Below are 6135 nucleotides of genomic sequence, written 5' to 3'. Positions count from 1 at the left end.
TTTTTTTATGCCTAATACATTATCGATAATAGCAGCGTACGCATAAGCAGCCGCTTCAGCGTTCTGATTAGCTATAACTGATAAACAACAGGTAAGTGGCTTACTTTACCAACCGGTAAAGTAATATGAGTTGTCCCTGCAATGGCAGGCAATGAACTACTACTGCCTTTAAAGTTATCGCCGTTAATTAAATCGGTTTTCCACGCCGGCGAAACGGTGGGGGCAATTACAATATCGAGCTTATTATTGCGGTATAAATTGCTAATAGCGCGGTTTGCAAGTGCTTGATATCGCGCTTTGGTTTTTTGATATTGTTGTTTCTCACTCAAATCAACCGCGTTGGCTTGCTGTAAAATATCTTGCTCAAAGTAGAGCATTTCTTGCTTTTTATTTGCGGTATTGAATGCGATTAAATCGTCTAAACTTTTTACCGTTACTTGCGTTGGTGTTTGGCTTAAATAGTGATTAATTTCGGCTTTAAAGTCGTAAAGCAATATAGCGTATTCATCAACGTAAAGTGTGCTTAAATCATCTTTTACTTCAACATTGACAACGGTATGACCTGCGTCTTTTAATGCTTGTAGCTGTTTAGCGTAAAGTTTTTGTGTTTCCACAGTAAACTTACTGGCAGGTAAAGCGCCTATTCTCAGTGACGGCTTAGGCGCTATACTATCAAGCTTTCTATTTACGTTGAGTGTTGATACATCATTAGGGTCTTCCCCTTGAATGACGGACAATACTGCGAGTGCATCTTTTAAAGAATGTGCCATTGGGCCTACCGAATCTTGGCTACTAGAAAGTGGCACCACGCCTGCGCGCGAAACTTGTCCCATACTGGGTTTTATGGCGTACACCCCATTAACCGAAGCAGGACAGGTAATTGAACCATCGGTTTCTGTGCCCAGCGCAATAGGCGCAAAATTTAAAGCAACCGCCACAGCAGAGCCCGAGCTTGAACCACACGGATTACGCGTTACATCATGGGCGTTATGGGTTTGCCCACCTATTGCACTCCAACCAGATGACGAATACGATGAGCGAAAATTAGCCCATTCACTTAAGTTCGCTTTGCCTAAAATAATAGCGCCTGCTTGGCGTAATTGTTTAACCACAAAGGCATCTTTATTGGTAATGTTATTTTTAAGTGCTAATGAGCCCGCTGTAGTGGGTAATGTACCTGTTGTTTCAATGTTATCTTTTAGTAATACCGCAATACCATGTAAAGGGCCTGCCCATTTTCCGGCTTTAAATAGTGCATCGAGTTGTTTGGCTTGTTCAATTGCAGTGGGCTCAATACTAATTACCGCATTATATTTAGGATTGAGCGCGTTTATTCTGTCGATATAAGTGCGGGTAAGCTGTTCAGCTGTAGTGCTATTATTTTTATAGGCACTGTGAATGTCACTAATGGTTTTAAGCTCTGTATTGTTAGCCGCTGCGTGTAAGTTAGTTATTGTACAAACACATAATGTTAAAAGTAGCCGTTTTATACTCATTGTTATTATCTATTTTATGGAAACACAGGTTATTTTTAGCACAAAAAAACCTCACAATGTGAGGTTTTTCGATAAAGGTCGATTAAATCGAGTTAGGCGTTTTCTAGCATCGATAACGCAACCGCCTCTGCGGCTTTAATACCATCAATGCCCGCTGATAAAATACCACCCGCATAACCCGCGCCTTCACCTGCAGGGTAAAGCCCTTTAGTATTAATACTTTGGAAGGTTTTATCGCGCTTGATACTTATTGGTGATGAAGTACGCGTTTCTACCCCAGTGAGTAAGCCATCATTAGTTGAAAAACCACGAATTTGCTTGTTAAAAGCAGGAATTGCTTCACGCAAGGCTTCAATCGCAAAAGGAGGTAATACGTTGCTTAAATCAGTCAGTTTTATACCTGGCGTATACGAAGGCTGTACATCCCCTAAATTAGCCGATGATTTACCTTTTAAAAAGTCGCCAATAAGCTGTGCAGGGGCATCGTAGTTTTTACCACCAAGTTCATAGGCTTGCTCTTCTAGTTTACGCTGTAAATCAATGCCGGCTAGGGGATGCCCAGGGAAGTCTTTTTCTGGCGAAATACCCACTACAATAGCGCTGTTCGCATTTCGTTCACTACGTGAATATTGGCTCATGCCATTGGTGACGACTCGGCCTTCTTCAGATGTTGCGGCAACTACTGTGCCGCCAGGGCACATACAAAAGCTATATACAGTACGGCCGTTATTACAATGGTGTACTAATTTGTAATCTGCAGAGCCTAAAATAGGGTTACCCGCATTATCGCCAAAGCGGCATTCATCAATCATTGATTGCTTATGTTCTATTCTAAAGCCCACTGAAAAGGGTTTAGCTTCAACATAAATGCCTTTATCGTGGATCATTTTAAACGTATCGCGGGCACTGTGGCCAACCGCTAATATCACATGGCGAGTTTCGAGCTGTTCACCATTAGAAAGCGTAAGCCCAGTCACTTGGCCGTTGTCTAAATGGATATCGTCAACGCGCGTGCTAAAACGAATTTCTCCACCAAGTTCTATAATTCGGGCGCGCATTTTTTCAATCATGGTTACCAGTTTAAAGGTACCAATATGCGGCTTACTCACGTATAAAATTTCTTCAGGAGCACCAGCCTCTACAAACTCAGTAATGACTTTACGACCATAATGTTTAGGGTCTTTTACTTGGCTGTAGAGCTTACCGTCTGAGAACGTGCCTGCGCCACCTTCACCAAACTGTACGTTTGATTCTGTATTAAGGGCCTTTTTACGCCAAAAGCCAAAGGTGTCTTTGGTGCGCTCACGCACTTCTTTACCGCGCTCTAAAATAATTGGGTTAAAGCCCATTTGTGCCAACACTAAACCGGCAAATAAGCCACAAGGGCCAAAGCCAATTACCACAGGGCGTTCTTTAATACTGCTATTGGCGTGCGCTACAAATTTGTAGTTGGTGTCAGGGGAGACTTTAACGTGTTGGTCTTTTTCAAACGAGCTTAACAGTTGTGCTTCGTTATCCACTTCAACATCAAGCGTGTAAATCAGTAAAATGGCGCTTTTTTTACGTGCATCGTAACCGCGTTTAAACACATTGTAGCTGTGTAGCTGCTCTGGGCTTATATTTAATTTATTGATGATGGCTTGGCCAATGGCATTTTCGTCATGGTCAAGCGGCAGCTTTATTTCGGTTAAACGTATCATTAATATCTCTTTAGGTGTCATAGCGGGGATTAAATTCCGCTCACAATAAGGGGTGTGCACAAAGCGCTGATTTATAAGCGCCATATGTTACGTTAAATTGCCCACTTTTGGCACTTATTTATTGTGTTTTGGTAAGGGTTGGGTATGATCCGCAGCTGTTATTGTGAAACATTAGGTATTAAACCATTATGGCGTTTGTAGTCACCGAAAATTGTATAAAATGTAAGTACACTGATTGCGTATCAGTATGCCCTGCAGATGCATTTTTTGAAGGTCCTAATTTTTTGGCTATTAGCCCTATTGACTGTATTGACTGTGGTTTATGCGTACCTGAGTGTGCCGCTGATGCTATTTTTCAAGAAGATGAATTACCTGAATCGCAAAAAGAGTTTACCCAATTAAATGCGGAGCTAGCAGAAATATGGCCACGTATAACGCAAGTTAAACCCGCCCCGGAAGATGCCGATAGCTGGAATGGTGTGGCTAATAAATTAAAACTTCTCGACACATAATCATTCCACTTCGTTGTGTATTAGTTTTTTGTTAATTTTATTGCAAATAATAGCGCGCAACTATTAACAAATGTACCTGTATAATTTACACTCCTGAGCAAAGTTTACTTTTAACAAGTAAATAAACCTAAATGGATGTTTATGCAGTACTTTATACCTATAAAAATAACAACATTGCTGTTTTTTATCAGCTTCAGCCTCGGTTTAACTCTCAGCCCTAATGCACTTGCCGATAAGCTTAATTATCAACTCGCGCACATTAATAAAAATATTGATGTAGATGGCGTGCTTAACGAGCCACATTGGCAACAAGCAACACATGTTGCGGTAAATTACCAAGATGAGCCGAATGAAAAAGGCACACCGCCAGTAAAAACAGATGCATACCTTTATGACGATGGTCATAATTTATATGTGGCGTTTGTAGCTTACGACCCCGATCCGAGTAAAATTCGCGCGGCGCTTCGTGACAGAGATACCCTCTGGCAAGATGATACTGTCGGTTTGGTGATTGATACCTTTAACGATGAACGTACAGGCTATGAGTTTTATGTAAACCCACTGGGCGCTCAAGGTGACCTTCGCATGACGGATACCGATGAATGGGTGTCAGACTTATCGTGGGATGCCATTTGGGACAGTGCCGGTACCATAAACGAGCAAGGTTACGTAGTTGAAATGCGTATTCCGTTTAAAGCGCTGCGATTTGCGCAAAATAAAGATCAATCTACCTGGGGTTTTGCTGTAATGCGAAACTATCAGCGTGATGTGTTGTATCAATTATCAAGCACAGGCTTTGACCGTGATATTAAATGTAGTTTATGTCAGTTTGACAAAATAAGCGGATTTAATAATTTAGCACCAAGTAAAAACCTACAGCTAACGCCAACATTAACCGCACTGAGAAACGATCAAAAAACACAGGTACCGGGTGCGTGGGATAATGGCGATGTAGACACTGAAGTAGGGCTTGATCTTCGTTGGGGAATCACCAAAGATGCCGTGATCAATGCCACCATAAATCCAGACTTTTCTCAGGTAGAAACCGATTCTTTAGAACTGGATGTAAACACCACTTACTCTATTTATTACGCTGAAAAGCGTCCGTTTTTCTTAGATGGCGCGTCTTATTTTAAAAGTAATTTATTTGAACTGCTTTATACCCGTACCATAGCTGAGCCTAATATTGGTGCAAAGCTCACCGGTAAAACCGATAGCCACAGTTATGCGCTAATGTTTGCCGATGACGACAACAGTAATGTTTTACTGCCCAGCAACCAAGGCTCAGGCTTTGCCAGCCTAAATGATAAAACTAAGGCGGCGGTGGCTCGATACCAATATGATATTGGCCAACAAGGTACTATTGGTGTCACTTCAACATATAGAGAAAGTAGTGATTACCATAATACGGTGTTATCGGTTGATGGCAGCTATTGGTTTAATCAGTCAGATACGCTTAATTACCAAATAGCCCATGCTGATACCAACAACTCGCAGTTTTTAGTTGATAACTACAATTTAGCAGACACTCAGTCGGATATGGCGTATGCATTAAAGCTGACACGCGATAAGCGTGATTATAAGCTCTACGCGACCTATGACAATATTGGTGAGGATTACCGCACCGATTTAGGTTATCAAGAAAAGGTAGACTATGAAAAAGTAGGCTTTGGTGGCGGACAAACTTGGTATGGTGATGAACATGACATGCTAACAACCTGGTCATACACCGCCGATTGGGATAAAACCTGGGCGCAAAATGGCGAGTTACTTGAAGAAGAATACGAAGGTTACATGACCTTTCAAGGTCAAAAGCAGTCTGTATTTGAGCTGGGTTTATTAAATCGCTATGAAAATTATAACGGCAAGTTTTATAACCAAAATATTGGTTATTTTTATACGGCTTTTAGACCGTCAAAAGATCTGAGATTATCGTTATATGCCGAATACGCAAGCCGTATAGATTACACTAATGAGCAGCTAGGCGATGTTTTAACCACACAATCGCAGGCTGTTTGGGATATTAATAACCATTGGCAGGTCGATGTTAGGCATAATTATAGCCATTTAGATGATTACCAAGGGCGACGTGTTTTTACCGCAAACCTTATTGATTTTAGGCTTTATTATAAGTTTAGTATGCGCGCTATGCTTAAGCTGATTTTACAGTTTGAAGATATAGACAGAAATGAGGATGCTTACTTTTATCAGGTTAGCGAAATCAACAAAGATTACGGTAGTCAGCTGGTGTACTCATACAAAATTAACGCACAAACCTTATTTTACTTAGGGTATTCAGATAAAGGTTATCAGGATGACTCGTTAAAAAGCATTGAGCGAGACCAACGTACTTTCTTTACTAAAGTCAGTTATGCGTGGCAGTTATAACGCTATAAATAATATAAAAGTAAGATTTTGCTAGGCAAT

At 41.0% G+C, this 6135-nt stretch carries 3 protein-coding genes and 1 pseudogene; 2 read left to right on the top strand and 2 right to left on the bottom strand.

Going from position 1 to position 6135, the window contains the following annotated elements:
• Together P20439_RS03310 and P20439_RS03305 are read right to left on the bottom strand one after the other, a co-directional pair.
• Nucleotides 1-1496, bottom strand: a pseudogene (locus P20439_RS03310) (amidase family protein); the annotation flags it as partial.
• A gap of 92 nt (nt 1497-1588) precedes the next feature.
• Nucleotides 1589-3196, bottom strand: coding sequence for an NAD(P)/FAD-dependent oxidoreductase (locus P20439_RS03305; RefSeq protein WP_024600895.1), 1608 nt, complete (start codon nt 3194-3196; stop codon nt 1589-1591).
• A 188-nt stretch (nt 3197-3384) separates the two neighbouring features.
• Between P20439_RS03305 and fdxA the strand changes: the two genes are divergently transcribed.
• Together fdxA and P20439_RS03295 are read left to right on the top strand one after the other, a co-directional pair.
• Nucleotides 3385-3708: a ferredoxin FdxA gene (fdxA, locus tag P20439_RS03300; RefSeq protein ID WP_008114035.1), complete on the top strand. Its 324-nt coding sequence runs from the start codon at nt 3385-3387 to the stop codon at nt 3706-3708.
• Between the two features lie 141 nt (nt 3709-3849).
• Nucleotides 3850-6096, top strand: a complete 2247-nt coding sequence (locus P20439_RS03295) for a carbohydrate binding family 9 domain-containing protein (RefSeq protein ID WP_008114037.1) — start codon at nt 3850-3852, stop codon at nt 6094-6096.
• The last annotated feature ends 39 nt before the right edge of the window (nt 6097-6135 follow it).

The sequence above is a fragment of the Pseudoalteromonas sp. BSi20439 genome (genome assembly GCF_000241165.1).
Classification (GTDB): Bacteria; Pseudomonadota; Gammaproteobacteria; order Enterobacterales; family Alteromonadaceae; genus Pseudoalteromonas.
This window is presented reverse-complemented; position numbering and strand designations above follow the sequence as displayed.

Excerpts from the sequence above, each read along its gene's own strand:
- P20439_RS03305 (WP_024600895.1), bottom strand. The coding sequence starts at position 3,196 with ATGATACGTTTAACCGAAATAAAGCTGCCGCTTGACCATGACGAAAAT.
- fdxA (WP_008114035.1), top strand. The coding sequence starts at position 3,385 with ATGGCGTTTGTAGTCACCGAAAATTGTATAAAATGTAAGTACACTGAT.
- P20439_RS03295 (WP_008114037.1), top strand. The coding sequence starts at position 3,850 with ATGCAGTACTTTATACCTATAAAAATAACAACATTGCTGTTTTTTATC.